At 72.6% G+C, this 14,170-nt stretch carries 14 protein-coding genes and 1 pseudogene; 11 read left to right on the top strand and 4 right to left on the bottom strand.

Annotated elements, in window-relative coordinates; genetic code table 11:
• Window positions 1–53: 53 nt before the first annotated feature.
• A complete protein-coding gene (locus tag ASD33_RS36825; protein ID WP_277922095.1) occupies window positions 54–188 on the top strand; it encodes a hypothetical protein in 135 nt (44 codons plus the stop codon).
• Window positions 185–556, top strand: coding sequence for a VOC family protein (locus ASD33_RS21440; protein ID WP_056562681.1), 372 nt, complete (start codon window positions 185–187; stop codon window positions 554–556). Before ASD33_RS36825 ends, ASD33_RS21440 begins: the two co-directional genes overlap by 4 nt.
• A 95-nt stretch (window positions 557–651) precedes the next feature.
• Here ASD33_RS21440 and ASD33_RS21435 read toward each other — a convergent pair whose 3' ends face one another.
• Window positions 652–1,839 (bottom strand): saccharopine dehydrogenase NADP-binding domain-containing protein, encoded by a 1,188-nt coding sequence (locus ASD33_RS21435; protein ID WP_056563188.1) that lies wholly within the window; start codon window positions 1,837–1,839, stop codon window positions 652–654.
• 329 nt (window positions 1,840–2,168) lie between these two features.
• Here ASD33_RS21435 and ASD33_RS21430 point away from each other — a divergent pair, with 329 nt between their 5' ends.
• Genes ASD33_RS21430 through ASD33_RS21415 form a run of 4 tightly spaced genes read left to right on the top strand, consistent with a single transcriptional unit; the run spans window position 2,169 to window position 7,993 of the window.
• Window positions 2,169–3,371, top strand: coding sequence for a CaiB/BaiF CoA-transferase family protein (locus ASD33_RS21430; RefSeq protein WP_056562678.1), 1,203 nt, complete (start codon window positions 2,169–2,171; stop codon window positions 3,369–3,371).
• Window positions 3,368–4,510: an acyl-CoA dehydrogenase family protein gene (locus ASD33_RS21425; RefSeq protein WP_056562675.1), complete on the top strand. Its 1,143-nt coding sequence runs from the start codon at window positions 3,368–3,370 to the stop codon at window positions 4,508–4,510. Before ASD33_RS21430 ends, ASD33_RS21425 begins: the two co-directional genes overlap by 4 nt.
• A 55-nt stretch (window positions 4,511–4,565) precedes the next feature.
• Entirely contained in the window at window positions 4,566–5,780 is a 1,215-nt protein-coding gene (locus ASD33_RS21420) for an acetyl-CoA C-acetyltransferase (protein WP_056562672.1), read from the top strand.
• A 38-nt stretch (window positions 5,781–5,818) separates the two neighbouring features.
• The gene (locus tag ASD33_RS21415; RefSeq protein ID WP_056562670.1) at window positions 5,819–7,993 is read left to right on the top strand and encodes a 3-hydroxyacyl-CoA dehydrogenase NAD-binding domain-containing protein; all 2,175 of its coding nucleotides are present in this window, start codon (window positions 5,819–5,821) and stop codon (window positions 7,991–7,993) included.
• 31 nt (window positions 7,994–8,024) lie between these two features.
• Here ASD33_RS21415 and ASD33_RS21410 read toward each other — a convergent pair whose 3' ends face one another.
• Entirely contained in the window at window positions 8,025–8,762 is a 738-nt protein-coding gene (locus tag ASD33_RS21410) for a MerR family transcriptional regulator (protein ID WP_056562667.1), read from the bottom strand.
• Window positions 8,763–8,949: 187 nt separating this feature from the next.
• On the opposite strand from ASD33_RS21410, the pseudogene ASD33_RS36440 reads away from it, so the two are divergent.
• Both ASD33_RS36440 and ASD33_RS36435 read left to right on the top strand, forming a co-directional pair.
• Window positions 8,950–9,732 (top strand): annotated as a pseudogene (locus ASD33_RS36440) (Tat pathway signal sequence domain protein); the annotation flags it as partial.
• A gap of 96 nt (window positions 9,733–9,828) precedes the next feature.
• Window positions 9,829–10,152, top strand: coding sequence for a discoidin domain-containing protein (locus ASD33_RS36435; RefSeq protein WP_242427166.1), 324 nt, complete (start codon window positions 9,829–9,831; stop codon window positions 10,150–10,152).
• A gap of 97 nt (window positions 10,153–10,249) precedes the next feature.
• Here ASD33_RS36435 and ASD33_RS21400 read toward each other — a convergent pair whose 3' ends face one another.
• On the bottom strand, window positions 10,250–11,089 hold the full coding sequence (locus tag ASD33_RS21400; protein WP_056562664.1) for a class I SAM-dependent methyltransferase: 840 nt from the start codon (window positions 11,087–11,089) through the stop codon (window positions 10,250–10,252).
• Window positions 11,090–11,251: 162 nt separating this feature from the next.
• Between ASD33_RS21400 and ASD33_RS21395 the strand changes: the two genes are divergently transcribed.
• Window positions 11,252–11,830 carry a macro domain-containing protein gene (locus ASD33_RS21395; protein ID WP_242427149.1) on the top strand — a complete coding sequence of 193 codons (579 nt, stop codon included), beginning with the start codon at window positions 11,252–11,254 and terminating at the stop codon, window positions 11,828–11,830.
• 116 nt (window positions 11,831–11,946) lie between these two features.
• Window positions 11,947–12,471, top strand: coding sequence for a hypothetical protein (locus tag ASD33_RS21390; RefSeq protein ID WP_056562660.1), 525 nt, complete (start codon window positions 11,947–11,949; stop codon window positions 12,469–12,471).
• A gap of 34 nt (window positions 12,472–12,505) precedes the next feature.
• Here the strand turns inward: ASD33_RS21390 and sph are convergent, their stop codons facing one another.
• Complete coding sequence (gene sph / locus ASD33_RS21385; protein ID WP_242427148.1) at window positions 12,506–13,510, bottom strand: sphingomyelin phosphodiesterase; 1,005 nt, start codon at window positions 13,508–13,510, stop codon at window positions 12,506–12,508.
• A 158-nt stretch (window positions 13,511–13,668) separates the two neighbouring features.
• Here sph and ASD33_RS21380 point away from each other — a divergent pair, with 158 nt between their 5' ends.
• Window positions 13,669–14,154: an ATP synthase F0 subunit B gene (locus tag ASD33_RS21380; protein WP_056562653.1), complete on the top strand. Its 486-nt coding sequence runs from the start codon at window positions 13,669–13,671 to the stop codon at window positions 14,152–14,154.
• Window positions 14,155–14,170: the final 16 nt, after the last annotated feature.

The following is a 14,170-nucleotide window of genomic DNA, read 5'->3' as shown; positions in this document are numbered from 1 at the left end:
TGAGTACCTGTACGGATACCGGCTCGTGACCAGATCCCGGCAGAGTGGGGGCCATGACAACTTCCCTTCCCGCTCCGCCGCGTTCCGTCGGACGCGGCCTGAACCTGGTCCTCGCCGGTGCCGCCCTGGTCGCCGCGGCGTGGGTCTGTGCCATGGTGTACGTGCTCTTCGCCTGGGCCGTGACGTGATCGGGCGCCTCCGGTGCCTCGTGCTCGACTGCCCCGACGCCGAGGAACTCGCCTGGTTCTACGGGCAGTTGGTCGGCGGTCGGATCGACAGTCCCGATCCCCGGTGGGCCGTGGGCGAGGGTTCGGTCGTGCTGCGCGGCGAGGGCGGCCCGGTGCTCGCCTTCCAGAGCGTGGCCGACCACCGGCCGCCCGTCTGGGGTGCGCCCGAGCAGCAGTTCCTCCTCGACGTCCTGGTCGACGACCTGGCCGTCGCCCACGAGTCCGTGCTCGCGCTCGGGGCGATTCCGCTGGACGGCGGGGGCGGCGACCCGGCCCGACGCGTCTACGCCGACCCGGCGGGCCACCCCTTCCGCCTGGTACGCCTCTGACCAGCGCGGGCGTATGTCTCCGCCCGGTGCGGGCGTGAGCCTCTGAAGGGGGCGGGCGGGCCTACGCCTCCGCGTGCCCCGTCCGCCGCCCCGCGTCACCCCCGGTGTGCCACCCGGAAGCGGATGCCCGCCGCGCGGAGCCGTTCGATCAGCGCGTCGCCCATCGCGACCGCCGTGGTCACCTGGCCCGCAGTCTTCGGCAGGGGGTCGAAGGCCAGGCAGAGGGCCGACTCGGCGAGCATCTTCGCCGTCTCGTCGTAACCCGGGTCGCCGCCCGAGACCTCGGTGAAGACCCGGCGTCCGCCGCCCTCGCCGACGAACCGGACGGTGAACCAGCTGCGGGCGCGCCGCTCGGCGGACGGCCCCTGGCCCGCCTGGTAACGGTTCATCAGCCACTCGCGTACCGGCGGGAGTTGGGCGGCGAGGACGCCCGTGCCGATGGCCGCCGAGCCGCCGATGGCGACCGGGAGCGTCTTCACGGAGGCGTAGTGCCGGTAGCGGAAGTCCGGTCCGTACCGGTCGAGCGCCCTGGCCGAGCGGGCCACGACCTGCGGGTCGAGCGTCGGAAGCGGCAGCGCCCAGGTGCCGGTCTCCCGGCTGAAGCGCGGCCCGCCGATCGGCGCCCGGGCCCGGCGCCCGACCAACCGCGGTTCGTGCAGGTGCCGTTCGTGCGCGGCCCGCAGGATCTCCCGGCCCCGGCCGAACGCGGTGAGGGCGGAGGCGAAGGTACCGCCGGAGAAGGTGGCCCCGGCCCGGACGAAGCCGTCCACGCGCAGCGGTACGTCCTCCGGGAGCTGCCGCACGGTGAAGTAGACGCCCAGGTCGTGCGGGACGGAGTCGAAGCCGCAGGCGTGCACGATGCGGGCGCCGGTCTCCCGGGCGCGGGCGTCGTGCCGTACGTAGGTCAGGTCGACGAACTCGGCCTCGCCGGTGAGGTCCACACAGTCCGTGCCGGCCTCCGCGCAGGCGGCGACGAGCCCGTCGCCGTACCAGACGTACGGTCCGACGGTGGTCGCCACCACCCGGGTGGACTCGGCGAGTTCGCGCAGCGAGTCCGGGTCGGCGGAGTCCGCGACGAGCAGCGGCAGCTCCGCGAGGTGCGGCCGGCCCTCGGCGAGCCGGTCCCGCAGGGCCTCCAGCTTGCCGGCGCTGCGCCCGGCCAGCGCCCAGCGGCAGTCCGCCGGGGCGTGGTCGGCCAGGTACTCGGCGGTGAGTTCGCCCACGAATCCGGTCGCCCCGAAGAGGACCACGTCGTACGGCCGTGCTCCGGTGTCGCGTCCCACGTCCACGCCCGCCCCTGTGTCCATCCAGCCCCTCGTCTCGGCCGTGCCGCGCCGCCCGGCGCGATGCTCGTCGGCGGAGGATAGCGGACCCCTGCTGTCTCCCCACCCGGGCCCCTGCCGCCTCCCCACCCGGGCCCCTGCCGCCTCCCGGCCCGGACCCCCGCCGTCTCTCCGCCCGGACCCCTGCCGCCGTCCCGCACCGGCCCCGCCCGCACCCCTGCCGCCCGCAATTTCCAAGCGCTTGCTCGGCCGGGGGGCTTGTGCCGAGTGGAACACGTTCCTAGCATCTCCGGTGTTACATCATTGGTGTCACACACGATGGGGGCTCGATGAGGACGACGCACACCGCCGGGAACGGCCCGCTGTCCGGGGTGCGGGTGGTCGAACTCGCGGGCATCGGCCCCGGCCCCTTCGCCGCGATGCTCCTCGCCGACCTCGGCGCCGACGTCGTCCGCGTCGACCGCCCCGGCGGCGCCGGCCTCGGCATCGACCCGGCCCGCGACCTCACCAACCGCAACAAGCGCTCCGTCGTCGTCGACCTCAAGGCGGAGAGCGGCGCGGCCACCGTCCTCGACCTGGTCGAACGCGCCGACGTCCTCATCGAGGGCTACCGGCCGGGCGTCGCCGAACGCCTCGGCGTCGGCCCCGACGCCTGCCTCGCCCGGAACCCACGCCTTGTCTACGGCCGGATGACCGGCTGGGGCCAGGACGGGCCGCTCGCCCCGACCGCCGGGCACGACATCGGCTACATCGCGATCACCGGCGCCCTCGGCATGGTCGGCCCCGACCCCGACGGCCCGCCCGTCATCCCCGCCAACCTCGTCGGCGACTACGCGGGCGGCTCGCTCTACCTCGTCATCGGGGTCCTCGCCGCCCTCCAGCACGCCCGCGCGCACGGCGAGGGCCAGGTCGTCGACGCGGCCATCGTCGACGGCACCGCCCACCTCACCACCATGATCCACGGCATGCTCGCGGCCGGCGGCTGGCAGGACCGCCGGGGCGTCAACCTCCTCGACGGCGGCTGCCCCTTCTACGGCGTCTACGAGACCTCCGACGGCGGCCACATGGCGGTCGGCGCCCTGGAGGAGCAGTTCTACGCGGAGTTCGTCCGCCTCCTCGACATCGAGGAGATCGCACCCGCCCGCCGGGACTTCGGCCGCTGGGCCGAGCTGCGCGAGGCCGTCGCCGCGCGCTTCCGGAGCCGTACCCGGGAGGAGTGGACCGCCGTCTTCGACGGCAGCGACGCCTGTGTCGCCCCGGTCCTCTCGCTGCGCGAGGCCCCGTCCCACCCGCACCTGGTCGCCCGGGGCACCTTCACCGAGCGGGACGGCATCGCGCAGCCGGCCCCCGCGCCCCGCTTCTCCGCCACCCCCGGCACCCTCCGTACGGGCCCCGCCCTGCCCGGCGCCGACACCGCGGCCGTCGCCCGCGACTGGTCCGTACCCGCCCTCGAAAGCCCCGCCGGGACCAGCCCCGCCGGGACGACGCCCACCCGGACCAGCCCCACCCGGACCCAGGAGACCGAAGCATGAAGCGCCAGCTGTACACCGAGGACCACGAGGCCTTCCGCGGAGTCGTCCGCACCTTCCTGGAGAAGGAGGTGCTGCCCCACTACGAGCAGTGGGAGAAGGACGGCATCGTCTCCCGCGAGGTCTGGCTCGCCGCCGGCCGGAAGGGCCTCCTCGGCATCGCCGTCGACGAGGAGTACGGCGGCGGCGGCAACCCCGACTTCCGGTACGCCTCCGTCCTGGCCGAGGAGTTCACCCGGGCCGGCACCCCCGGGCTCGCCATCGGCCTGCACAACGACATCATCGGCCCGTACCTGACCTCGCTCGGCACCGAGGAGCAGAAGCGGCGCTGGCTCCCCGGCTTCTGCTCGGGCGAGACGATCACCGCCATCGCCATGACGGAACCCGGCGCGGGATCGGACCTCCAGGGCATCCGCACCACCGCCGAGGACCACGGGGACCACTGGGTCCTCAACGGTTCCAAGACCTTCATCTCCAACGGCATCCTCGCGGACCTGGTGGTCGTCGTCGCCCGTACGACCCCGGAGGGCGGCGCGCACGGCCTCTCCCTGCTGGTCGTCGAGCGCGGGGCCGAGGGCTTCGAGCGCGGCCGGAACCTCGACAAGATCGGGCAGAAGTCCCAGGACACCGCCGAGCTGTTCTTCCACGACGTCCGCGTCCCCAAGGAGAACCTGCTCGGCGAGCTGAACGGCGCGTTCATCCATCTGATGACCAACCTCGCCCAGGAGCGGATGGCCATCGCCGTCGCCGGCATCGCCGCCGCCGAGCACCTGCTGGAGATCACCACCACCTACGTCAAGGAGCGCGAGGCCTTCGGGCGCCCGCTCTCCCGGCTCCAGCACATCCGCTTCGAGATCGCGGAGATGGCCACCGAGTGCGCCGTCACCCGGTCCTTCCTGGACCGCTGCATCGAGGAACACGCCGCGGGGACGCTGGACGCCGTCCACGCCTCCATGGCCAAGTGGTGGGCCACCGAACTCCAGAAGCGGGTCGCCGACCGCTGTCTGCAACTGCACGGCGGATACGGCTACATGAGCGAATTCCCGGTCGCCCGCGCCTACACCGACGGCCGGATCCAGACCATCTACGGCGGCACCACCGAGATCATGAAGGAGATCATCGGCCGTTCCCTCCTCGGCTGACCTCCCCCTCGACCTCCCCGCGGAACCACCACCCAACCCTCGCGAAAGGCTTTCCGTGAGCACCGAAGCGTACGTGTACGACGCGATCCGCACCCCGCGCGGACGCGGCAAGGCCAACGGCTCCCTGCACGGCACCAAGCCCATCGACCTGGTCGTCGGCCTCATCCGGGAGATCCAGACCCGCAACCCCGGTCTCGACCCCGGCACGATCGACGACATCGTCCTCGGCGTGGTCGGACCCGTCGGCGACCAGGGCTCCGACATCGCCCGGATCGCCGCCATCGCCGCCGGCCTCCCCGACACCGTCGCCGGCGTCCAGGAGAACCGCTTCTGTGCCTCCGGCCTCGAAGCGGTCAACATGGCCGCCATGAAGGTCCGCTCCGGCTGGGAGGACCTCGTCCTCGCCGGTGGCGTCGAGTCCATGTCCCGGGTGCCGATGGCCTCCGACGGTGGTGCCTGGTTCTCCGACCCGATGACCAACCTGGAGACCAACTTCGTCCCCCAGGGCATCGGCGCCGACCTCATCGCCACCATCGAGGGCTTCAGCCGCCGCGCCGTCGACGAGTACGCCGCCCTCTCCCAGGAGCGCGCCGCCGCCGCCGTCAAGGACGGCCGCTTCGCCCGCTCCGTCGTCCCCGTCAGGGACCGCGCCGGACTCACCGTCCTCGACCACGACGAGTTCCTGCGCCCCGGCACCACCGCCGACTCCCTGGCCCGCCTCAAGCCCTCCTTCGCGGACATCGGCGAACTCGGCGGCTTCGACGCGGTCGCGCTGCAGAAGTACCACTGGGTCGAGGCGATCGACCACGTCCACCACGCGGGCAACTCCTCCGGCATCGTCGACGGCGCCTCCCTCGTCGCCATCGGCTCCAAGGAGGCGGGCGAGCGCAACGGCCTGACCCCGCGCGCCCGGATCGTGTCCGCCGCCGTCTCCGGCTCCGAGCCGACCATCATGCTGACCGGCCCCGCCCCGGCCACCCGCAAGGCCCTCGCCAAGGCCGGACTCACCATCGACGACATCGACCTGGTCGAGATCAACGAGGCCTTCGCGGCCGTCGTCCTGCGCTTCGTCAAGGACATGGGCCTCTCCCTGGACAAGGTCAACGTCAACGGCGGCGCCATCGCGCTCGGCCACCCGCTGGGCGCCACCGGCGCGATGATCCTCGGCACCCTCGTCGACGAGCTGGAGCGGCAGGACAAGCGCTACGGCCTGGCCACCCTCTGCGTCGGCGGCGGCATGGGCATCGCCACCGTCGTCGAGCGCGTCTGACCGTCCCGTCCGCACCCCTCAAACGGAGAAGCAGAGTCATGAGCGAGAGCACCACCATCCGCTGGGAGCAGGACGAGACCGGGATCGTCACCCTCGTCCTCGACGACCCCAACCAGTCCGCCAACACCATGAACCAGGCCTTCCGGGCCTCCATCAAGGCGACCGCCGACCGGGTCGAGGCCGAGAAGGACTCCATCCGCGGCATCATCTACACCTCCGCGAAGAAGACCTTCTTCGCGGGCGGCGACCTCAAGGACATGATCCAGGCGGGCCCCGAGCACGCCCAGGACATCTTCGACAGCGCCATCGAGATCAAGAACGCGCTGCGCCGGATCGAGACCCTCGGCAAGCCCGTGGTCGCCGCGATCAACGGCGCCGCGCTCGGCGGCGGCTACGAGATCGCCCTGGCCTCGCACCACCGCGTCGCGCTCGACGCCCCCGGCTCCAAGATCGGCCTGCCCGAGGTCACCCTCGGTCTGCTGCCGGGCGGCGGCGGCGTCGCCCGTACCGTACGGCTCATGGGCATCACCGACGCCCTGCTCAAGGTGCTGCTCCAGGGCACCCAGTACGCCCCGAAGCGCGCCCTCGACAACGGCCTCGTCCACGAGGTGGCCGCCACCGCCGAGGAGATGATGGACAAGGCCATCGCCTTCATCGACGCGCACCCCGAGTCCCACCAGCCCTGGGACGTCCCCGGGTACCGCATCCCCGGCGGCACCCCGTCGAACCCGAAGTTCGCCGCCAACCTGCCCGCCTTCCCGGCGAACCTGCGCAAGCAGACGGCCGGCGCGCCCTACCCGGCGCCCGCCGCGATCATGGCCGCCGCCGTCGAGGGCTCCCAGGTCGACTTCGAGACCGCGATCACCATCGAGAGCCGCTACTTCACCGAGCTGGTCATCGGCCGGACGGCGAAGAACATGATCCAGGCGTTCTTCTTCGACCTCCAGGCCGTCAACTCGGGCGCCAGCCGCCCGAAGGGCGTGGAGAAGCGGCCGGTCCGCAAGGTCGCCGTCCTCGGCGCCGGCATGATGGGCGCCGGCATCGCGTACTCCTGCGCCCGCGCCGGCATCGAGGTCGTCCTCAAGGACGTCTCCGCCGAGTCCGCCGCCAAGGGCAAGGCCTACTCGGAGGCGCTCTGCGCCAAGGCCGTGAGCCGCGGCCGCACCACCCAGGAGAAGGCGGACGCCCTCCTCGCCCGGATCACCCCGACCGCCGAGGTCCGGGACCTGGCGGGCTGCGACGCCGTCATCGAGGCGGTGTTCGAGGACACGGCGCTCAAGCACAAGGTCTTCCAGGAGATCCAGTCCGTCGTCGCGCCCGACGCGCTGCTCTGCTCCAACACCTCGACCCTGCCGATCTCCGAACTCGCCGAGGGCGTCGAGCGCCAGGCCGACTTCATCGGCCTGCACTTCTTCTCGCCCGTCGACAAGATGCCGCTGGTCGAGATCATCAAGGGCGAGCGGACCGGGGACGAGGCGCTCGCCCGCGCCTTCGACCTGGTCCGGCAGATCAACAAGACGCCGATCGTCGTCAACGACTCGCGCGGCTTCTTCACCTCCCGGGTGATCGGCCACTTCATCAACGAGGGCGTCGCCATGGTCGGCGAGGGCATCGAGCCCGCCTCCGTCGAGCAGGCCGCCGCGCAGGCCGGCTACCCGGCCAAGGTCCTCTCCCTGATGGACGAGCTGACCCTGACGCTGCCGCGCAAGATCCGCAACGAGACGAAGCGGGCGATCGAGGAGGCCGGCGGCACCTGGGCGACCCACCCGGGCGAGGCCGTGATCGACCGGATGGTCGACGAGTTCGGGCGGCCCGGCCGGAGCGGCGGTGCGGGCTTCTACGAGTACGGCGAGGACGGCAAGCGCGGTCGCCTCTGGCCCGGCCTGCGCGAGCACTTCGCCAAGCCCGGATACGAGATCCCCTTCCGCGACATGCAGGAGCGGATGCTCTTCTCGGAGGCCCTGGACACCGTCCGGCTCGTGGAGGAGGGCGTCCTGGCCTCGGTCGCCGACGCCAACATCGGCTCCATCATGGGCATCGGCTTCCCGGCCTGGACCGGCGGCGTGCTCCAGTACATCAACGGCTACGAGGGCGGCGTCGTGGGCTTCGTGGCCCGCGCGCGCGAGCTGGCGGAGACGTACGGCGAGCGCTTCACCCCGCCCGCCCTCCTGATCGAGAAGGCCGAGCGGGGCGAGGTCTTCACCGACGCCTGAGCGGCGACGGGTGCCGAGCGCGGACAGGCGTTCAGCGACGCCTGAACGCCGTGCTCAGTTCCTCGCTCAGTGAGCGCTGGAACGCCGTGAGAAGGGCCTGGACCACCATCGGCTGCATGTGCGCCGAGAGCGACTTCATCGCGCTCAGGTGGTCCGGGTCCTCCCCGCTCTCCCGGTACGGGCTCCACACCTCGTCCCGGAACAGCCGGGAGAGTTCCTGGGCGGCGGCCCGCGCGTGCGCCAGGAGCACGGTGCGGGAGGCGAGGATCGTCTCGTGCTCGATCGGCACGTCGAGCAGCTCGACGCCCAGCCGCAGCAGCGACCCGTCCAGCCGGAAGGTGTCGTCCTCGGAGGTCCGGTCGAGCACCCCCATCGCGGCCAGCCGGTCCACGTCCTCCTCGGTCAGCGCCCGCCCGGCCCGCCGCTCCAGCTCGCGCCGGGTGATGGTCTCGGCGGACTCGGGCGCCCAGGAGGCCACGAGCGCCCGGTGGACCGCCAGGTCCTGCGCGCTGAGGTCGGCCGGCAGCTGCTCCAGATAGCGTTCGATCGCGGCCAGCGTCATCCCCTGCCGCTGGAGCTCCTCGATGAGCGCGAGCCGGGAGAGGTGCCCCTGCCCGTAGTGGCCGACCCTGCGGGCTCCGATGACGGGCGGGGGGAGCAGCCCCCGCGTCCCGTAGAACCGCACGGTCCGCACCGTGACCCCGGCCCGCGCGGCGAGCTCGTCGACGGTGTAGCTGGGCCCGTCCTCCTGGTCCGTCCCGACGCCCATCCGAGGTGCCTCGCTTCCCGTGCCGACGACCCGCCGGTCCGGGTCACTTGAACAGTATTGCTGTCTCACCGGCACTGTAGAAGAGGGCGGGACGGCACCGTCCGGTGTCTTCGTTAGGAAGCTTTACTTACTGTTCCCGCTCCGGCACGATGAAGCGCACCTGGCAACCTCCCATCAGGGGTGACACATGAAGCGCAGGCGCACCTTTCCCGTCGTCCTGGCCGCGTTCGTCCTGGCCGTGCTCGGGCTCGCACTCCCCTCCGGACCCGCCGCCGCGGCTCCGACGTGGACGCTCCGCTGGGCGCCCGATCCCGCCGCGGTCGGGCTCGGCGGCTTCGAGACCGTGGAGGACGACCGCGCCGACTCGCATCCCGGGGGCGCGCCCCACATCAAGGTCGCCGGGGACGCCTATCGATTTGACATGCACATGGTCGACCGCGACACCTCCACCGACCGGCAGCGCCAGGAGGTCACCGGCAACCGGACCTCGCCCTCCGAATACCTCCAGTGGCGGCTCGGCGAGACCTGGCGCGTCACCTACTCGATGTACATCCCCAGCTCGCTGATGGCCACGACGAGCTTCACCCACATCATGCAGACCAAGCAGCCCGGCACCGGCACCTCACCGATCACCGTCACCTCGCTGCGCCGGGTCAACGGTGTCCAGACCATCGAGCACAAGGTCATCGAGGGCGACGTCCTGGTCGGCCGGACGAACCTGGAGCCGCTGCAGAACAAGTGGATCGACATCGAGTACGAGATCAGGATCGGCGACGGCACGGACGGCTCCGTGCGCTGGGTCGTGAAGAGCGGCGGCACCACCGTCGTCGACGCGACGAAGACCGGCGTCGACACCTTCCTCGCCGACCGGGTGCGGCCCAAGTGGGGCATCTACCGCTCCCTCGGAGACACCTCCGGCTCGCTGCGCGACACCTATCTGCTCCTCCGCGACCTGCGCGCCTACCAGCTCACCGCCGGCACCCCGGGCACCGAGGCCCTGCTGTCCCAGGGCAGGCCGGCCAGCGCCTCCTCCACGGAGGCCGCGGGGTACGAACCCGGCAAGGCGGTGGACGGACAGACCGGCACCCGCTGGGCCTCCGCCGAGGGCGTCGACCCGCAGTGGCTCCGCGTCGACCTCGGCGCCCCCGTGGCCCTCTCACGGGTCCGGCTGGACTGGGAGGCCGCGTACGCCACGGCGTACCGGATCCAGGGCTCCACCGACGGCACGACCTGGACGGACCTCGCCTCCGTGACGGCCGGCGACGGCGGCACCGACGAGGTCACGGTGAACGGGACGGCCCGCTACGTCCGGGTGTACGGCACTCGACGGGCCACCGCCTACGGCTACTCGCTGTGGGAGTTCAAGGTCTACGGCACGGGCGCGGCCTGAGGCACGGGGTGGTCCGCGCCCGGGGGTGCGGGGGTTGGCCTGCGGCTGGAGTACGGGGTGGTCCGCGCCTGGAGTACGGGGTGGTCCGCGTCGCCGCTCAGGCGCGGGCCGCCGCCCCGTCGGGTTTCCGCCCCCAGGCGGTGAGCATGCCGGCGGACAGCCCGGCGCAGTCCTCGGAGTCCAGGTACCGGACCGCCGCGTCGATGCCCGCGTCGTCGATGAGGCCGGAGGCGCGCATCGCCTCCCGGCCGCGCTCCCAGGTGTCCGCCCAGAAGCGGCTGAGGGGGCTCCCCGGTACCAGCGGCGGTACGTGGATCTCGGCGGCGACGGGCACCAGCCCGGCCCCGCGCAGCAGCTGCGGGTAGGAGGTCACCTCGGAGACATCGGTGCCGATGGTGGCCCGCAGCCCCTGCCACATCGCCCCCATCGCCGCGGTGTACGGGGTGCCCGGCGTCCGGTCGCTCGTCAGGTCGACGGCGTCGCTGACGACGAGCACGCCGCCGGGCGCGACGAGCCCGGCCAGGGTGCCGACCAGCCGCTCCCGCTCGGCCAGGTGCATCAGGACGAAGCGCGCGTGGACGAGCCGGAACCGGCCTGGCGCGAAGTCCGGGGCGGTGACGTCGGCCTCCAGCAGACGGAGCCCCGGGACGGGCCGCGCGGCGAGGAAGCGGACGTCGCGGTCCACGGCGAGGACGCTCGCCACCCCGGCCTCTTCGAGCAGACGACGGGAGAGGGTGCCCGTCCCGGCGCCCACGTCGAGGCAGTCCCAGCCGGGCCCGGCGCCCAGCGCCGTCAGCCGGGCGAAGCTGATGTCGTCGTAGGCGAGGGCGCCGAAGTCGATGCGCTCGCCCTCGCCCGCCTGCTCGGGCCGGAAGACGGACTCGCCGTACCGGCCGTCACCCGGAGCGTCCCCGGGGCTGTCGTCGAACGTGCTCATGGCCGGACCTCTTCACGGGCTGGGACGGTGCCGGGCGGCCCGCCGCGGGACCGCCGCGCCACCGATCCTGCCCCGGCGCCCGTCCGAACCGCCGAGGCGCGCCGGACCCGCGCGCCGATCGGCACGGAGGGAGTGTCAGTGGCGGCCCGTAGCGTGATCGACATGAACGGCATCACGAGCGGCACGGGGACCGGGACGGGGCACGGCGGGGCGAGCGGGACCGGGCACGGGGAGGTGAGCGGGACCGGGCACGGCGCGGCGAGCGGGATCAGGTACGTGCAGGGGGACGCGACCGCCCCTCGCGGCGAGGGCGTCCGGATCGTCGCCCATGTGTGCAACGACATCGGAGGTTGGGGCAAGGGCTTCGTCCGGGCGGTCTCCCGGCGCTGGCCCGAGCCCGAGGCGGCCTACCGCCGGTGGCACGCCGAGCGCGGGGAGAACGACTTCGGCCTCGGCGCCGCCCGGTTCGTCCGGGTCGGGCCGGAGCTCTGGGTGGCCAATCTGGTGGGCCAGCGGGGGATACGCACGGCGCGGAGCACGGACGTGCCCGTGCGGTACGAGGCGATCGACGCGGCGCTCGGGCTGCTCGCCGACCGGGCTGCCGCTCTCGGGGCCTCCGTGCACATGCCGCGGATCGGCTGCGGGCTCGCGGGCGGTTCCTGGGACCGGGTCGAGCCCCTGGTCGTCCGGCGCCTCGTCGACCGGGGGATACCGGTCACCGTGTACGACTTCACCGCGTAGCGGGCGGGCCCCGGACGTACGGACGGGTGTTCGGGCGGGGTGCGGCGGGGGCACCGGTCGTCGGGAGCTAGAGTCGGCGCCTGTTCGAACTGGGGGAACGGGAACAGGGGATTCGCATGTACACGCAACTCAGGGAGACGGCGCAGGAATTGGCCGGAGTCCTGTGGCGGGAGCACACCGTCTACCGGGAGCGGGGCGGCGGGGTGGTGATCCGGGGCGAGCACGTCGACCGCTGGATCAGTCTGGGCCCGACCGGGGGCAAGGACCAGGCACTGCTGCGCGCCGGCCGGCTCCTCGACGGCGGGACCACGGCCCCGGCCCGTACCGAGGTCGTCGTCGACCTGACGGCGGGGACGGCGGAGCTGGCGACGGTCTGCCGGCGGCTGCTCGCCGAGGTCGCCGCGGCGGCCGGACCGGCCCCGGGCGGGACGGCGGGCGGGGAGAAGCGAGGGAGGGGAGCGAAGCGCGAGAAGGGGCCGAAGCGCGAGAAGCCGGGTCGCGCGGCGCGTGCCGCCCGACCCGGCCGGCCCCGTAAGGAGCGGCACACGAGCCTGGGTTCCCTGATCGTGCTGCTCTGTGTCGCCGGGGTGTTCGGGGCGTGGCTCTACAGCCTCTTCGGCGGGTACGGGCCCGGGTACTGAGCCGCACCCGCCGCGCGGCGCCCGCCGGGCCGGATCAGAACCCGGTGACCGGGTAGTGGTCGGAGAGGTTGGTGTAGCTGTACTGGGTGCCCCAGCTGGAGACGGTCCACGGGGCGCTCTTCTCCAGCACCACGTTGTTGGTCCAGCCGGCGGGGCGGGCGTTCCCGGCGCGGTAGAGGACGTAGTCGAGGTCCTCGCGCGGGTCGTCCGGGTAGCGCTCCGAGGCGATCGAGTTCAGCTCGGTGTCGAAGGAGTACGGGTGCCCGGTGCGGGCGTCCGCGCCCACCAGACCGGCGTCGGAGAGCATGGTGCCGTACTCGGGCGTGTGCGAGTCGACGTTCATGTCACCGGCGACGACGACCTGCTCGTTCGCCGGGATGTTCTTGGCGTCGAGGAAGGCGTCGATCGTCTTGAACTGGCGGCTGCGCATCTGCGCCGCCTCGCCGGCCGAGCAGCCCGGGTCGGTGGACTGGGCGTGGGTGCCGACGACGTGGACGCGGCTGCCGTTCACGTCGAGGACGGCGTAGGCGAAGCCCTTGTTCGACCACCAGTCGGCGCCGCAGGCGTCCTTGTAGACGTGCTGCTCCTTGCGGATGATCGGCCACTTGCTGAGGATCGTCACCCCGCCGTCCTCCGGGGTGGTGGCGGAGTAGGACCCGCCGGTGGCGTCCCAGCCGCTCTTGCTGCGGCCGACGACCGGGGTCTGGTACGGGTACTGGGAGGCGGCGTTCGCCTTGAGGGCGTCCGAGGCGGAGTTGTCGAAGGCCTCCTGGAGCACGACGACGTCCTGGCCCTGGAAGAAGGGGGCCGCCGGGATCGCCGCGGCCCGGTGGTCCTGGCCCCAGTTCGGGTAGAGCGACTTGCTGAAAATGAACGTGTTGTACGTGAGCACCTTCAGCCGCGGGGCCTCGGCGGCCGTCGTGGCGGAGGCTGCGGTCGCGCCCGGTGCGGTCGCGGCCAGGGCGGCGGCGGCGAGCGCGAGGGAAAGAGCGGCGCCGGGGGCGCGGCGGAGCGCGGCGAACGACACGTGAACTCCCATGAGGGTGTGGGGGGTTGAGCTGGCGTCGCACATACAATCAGCCGTGGTTACCTTCCGGTAGCCTTTGGATGCCGGGAATCTGGACGGGCTCGCACGAACTCGCCAACTCTCGGGCCAGTGTCTGATTTGCACCCTTTTGAACCAGGTAGAATGCGCCCATGACCCTCGCGAACTCGACGATCTTCAAGATGGACCTCGGTCCGCTCAACCCTGTCTGGGCAGAGCTCATCCTCGGCCTGGTGGTGTTCGGATTCACCTTCCTCGTCCTGGCGAAGGGCATCCTGCCGAAGATCAAGCGCACCCTCGAGGAGCGCGAAGACGCCATCGACGGTGGCACCGAGCGCGCCGACGACCTCCGCTCCGAGGCCACGCAGATCCGTGAGCAGTACGAGGCCGAGCTGGCCGAGGCCCGCCACGAGGCCGCCCGCATCCGTTCCAAGGCCGTCGAGGAGGGCTCGGAGGCCATCGCCGCCGCCCGCGCCGAGGGCAACGCCGAGCGGGACAGCATCATCGCGGCCGGTTCCGCGAAGATCGCCGCCGAGCGCGCCGCCGCCGAGCGCGAGCTCACCGCGGACGTCGACGCCTGGGCCCACGCCCTCGCCGCCCGTATCGTCGGCGAGCCGGTCGGCGCCGACCGCGCCTGATCCGTACTTCCCGCAA

The sequence above is a fragment of the Streptomyces sp. Root1304 genome (genome assembly GCF_001426405.1).
In the GTDB taxonomy this organism is placed as follows: Bacteria; Actinomycetota; Actinomycetes; order Streptomycetales; family Streptomycetaceae; genus Streptomyces.
Note: the sequence above shows the minus strand (reverse complement) of the source record. Positions and strands in the feature narration are given on the sequence as shown.

Bases quoted from the DNA above. Each gene is read 5' to 3' on its own strand.
- ASD33_RS36825 (WP_277922095.1), top strand. From the start codon at position 54: ATGACAACTTCCCTTCCCGCTCCGCCGCGTTCCGTCGGACGCGGCCTG.
- ASD33_RS21430 (WP_056562678.1), top strand. From the start codon at position 2,169: ATGAGGACGACGCACACCGCCGGGAACGGCCCGCTGTCCGGGGTGCGG.
- ASD33_RS21425 (WP_056562675.1), top strand. From the start codon at position 3,368: ATGAAGCGCCAGCTGTACACCGAGGACCACGAGGCCTTCCGCGGAGTC.
- ASD33_RS21415 (WP_056562670.1), top strand. From the start codon at position 5,819: ATGAGCGAGAGCACCACCATCCGCTGGGAGCAGGACGAGACCGGGATC.
- ASD33_RS21410 (WP_056562667.1), bottom strand. From the start codon at position 8,762: ATGGGCGTCGGGACGGACCAGGAGGACGGGCCCAGCTACACCGTCGAC.
- ASD33_RS21400 (WP_056562664.1), bottom strand. From the start codon at position 11,089: ATGAGCACGTTCGACGACAGCCCCGGGGACGCTCCGGGTGACGGCCGG.
- ASD33_RS21395 (WP_242427149.1), top strand. From the start codon at position 11,252: ATGAACGGCATCACGAGCGGCACGGGGACCGGGACGGGGCACGGCGGG.
- ASD33_RS21390 (WP_056562660.1), top strand. From the start codon at position 11,947: ATGTACACGCAACTCAGGGAGACGGCGCAGGAATTGGCCGGAGTCCTG.
- sph (WP_242427148.1), bottom strand. From the start codon at position 13,510: ATGGGAGTTCACGTGTCGTTCGCCGCGCTCCGCCGCGCCCCCGGCGCC.
- ASD33_RS21380 (WP_056562653.1), top strand. From the start codon at position 13,669: ATGACCCTCGCGAACTCGACGATCTTCAAGATGGACCTCGGTCCGCTC.